The sequence below is a fragment of the Rhodococcus sp. (in: high G+C Gram-positive bacteria) genome, assembly GCF_049286785.1.
In the GTDB taxonomy this organism is placed as follows: Bacteria; Actinomycetota; Actinomycetes; order Mycobacteriales; family Mycobacteriaceae; genus Rhodococcus_F.
On record NZ_JBAQEO010000468.1, the window covers coordinates 1 to 1966 of the forward strand.

At 63.3% G+C, this 1966-nt stretch carries 2 protein-coding genes and 1 pseudogene; all 3 read right to left on the reverse strand.

Annotation, left to right across the window (positions count from 1 at the left end):
• A partial coding sequence (locus tag WAW17_RS16930) for an MCE family protein (RefSeq protein WP_422334101.1) occupies positions 1–711 on the reverse strand: 711 nt, incomplete at its 3' end.
• On the reverse strand, positions 708–1706 hold the full coding sequence (locus WAW17_RS16935; protein ID WP_422334102.1) for an MCE family protein: 999 nt from the start codon (positions 1704–1706) through the stop codon (positions 708–710). The genes WAW17_RS16930 and WAW17_RS16935, both read right to left, overlap by 4 nt.
• Positions 1706–1966 (reverse strand): annotated as a pseudogene (locus tag WAW17_RS16940) (mammalian cell entry protein); the annotation flags it as partial. The gene WAW17_RS16935 and the pseudogene WAW17_RS16940, both read right to left, overlap by 1 nt.

A 1966-nucleotide genomic window follows, 5' to 3' on the forward strand; every position in this document is an offset into this window, starting at 1 on the left:
GTTCAACACCGACGACGTGGTGGCGAGCTCGCTGCTGAAGGCGGTGAGCTGTCGCTCGTTGGCGGCCAATGCGGTGGTGAACGTTTGCAGGTTTCGAATCGAGGTGAACAGGTCTTCCCCACCCTTGCTCAGCGTGCCGGTCGCGTCCGAGAGTTGCATGAGGGAGTCGTGCAGTGCTTGCCCGTTCCCCTCGAGGACATCTGCAGTACTGGAGACGAACTGGTTGAGTGATCCGTCCGGATTCTCCGGGGTGTGTCCGACGTCCTGGGCGAGTTTGACGACCTGCTTCTTCACGTCGTCGAATTCCACCGGCACCGCGGTGCGCTCGACGGGGATGGTTTGTCCATCTTGCATCTTGTCGCCCCCGAGGTAGGCCGGTGCGAGCTGGATGTAGCGACCGGTGACCAACACAGGCGCCACGATCGCTGCCTGGGCGTCGGCCGGGACGTCGTGGGCGCCGTCGTACTCGAATTCGACGCGGACCTGATCGCCTTCCGGGACGATCTCGTTGATCCGGCCGACCTGGACACCGAGGATCATGACGCGGTCGCCCACATACAATCCCGTCGTACTGCGAAAGTGGGCGGTGATGTGGTGTTTGGAGTGCCCGGAAACCCAGGCCCCTGTGCCCACCACAAGGGCGGCTATGACCACGACGAGCAGCAGTACCTTGGCCGGCACGCGTGAGGAGGGTTTCGTCGACGCCGTCATCGAGGACCTCCGAGGCTGCCGGGAAGCTGACCCGCCAGGTTCGCGGGAAGGATGTTGTGCAGCAGCGCCCCGAAGAATGGTCCACTGCCCACGGCGTCGCCGATTTGCTGGGAATAGCGTTCGAGGCCGGTCAGGGAGGCGTTGATGTTGTCGTAGTTGTTGTTCAAGGTGGTCACCAGCTTGTCCATCTGGTCGAGGGTGGGTCCGAGTGTTGCTTCGTTGTCCCGCTTCAATGCGGTGAGTTCATCGGCGATCTGACGGGCCTGCCCGAGAATGCGGTGGATGGAATCGGCACGCTGATTGAGCGCATCGAACAGTGACTGGCCCTGCCCGAGCAACTCCGCGACCCGTTGACTGCGTTCGGCGAGCACGGTGCTCACTCCCGCGGTATTCGACAGCAGGTGGCGCAGATCCGCGTCGCGGCTCGCCACCGTCTCCGACAACCGGGACAGACCCGTCAGCGAGGACTTCAGGTCCGGTGGCAGGGCCTTCTCGACCGCAGAGAGTTGATCGAGGGCACCGGACAAGTTGACGGTGTCCGTCTTGGAAACCTTGTCGGTCACCTCCTCGAGCGACCGTGTGACGTCGTATCCGGACGTGGTCCGTGAGAGTGGGATCGTGTCTCCGCTGCCCAATTCGCCCTCACCGCCCGGGGTGAGCTCGACGTACCGTCGCCCCAGTGCAGTCTCGACCTTGATGGCGGCACGAGTGTCGTCGCCGAGGCGCATCGCGCCGCCGTCCGCGTCGAATTCGACGTCCACCTTGTCGCCGTGCAGAGAAATTTCTCGCACCTCACCGACCTTCACGCCGGCGATCTGTGTGGTGTCACCGACGACCAGGCCGCTGGCGTCTCCGAATTCGGCGTGATAAGTCTTCGCCGCGATACCAGGAATGGTGTCGAAGTTGAGCGCCGCCGCGAGGACACCGACGAGGACGAGGGTGCCGATCACACCAATTCGGATCGGGTTGCGTTCGAGGAACGACTTGGTTGCCATTACTTGCACCTTTCGGCGGGCGCGGTGAACATCGGCGTGACCCCGCCCGGGCCCTGTGCGTACTTGATGGCGAGCCCGCACACGAAGAAGTTGACGAAGTTTCCGTATCCGGCCGCTCGGCCGGTCAATCGGTAGTTCTCGGGGAGTTTGGTAAGGATCAGATTCAAGGTGTCGGTCTTCCCATTGAGTTGACCGGCCAGGTCGCCGAGAGCGGACACGTCCTGCGCGATGGCGGGTCGGTTCTCGGTGAGGACCTCGCC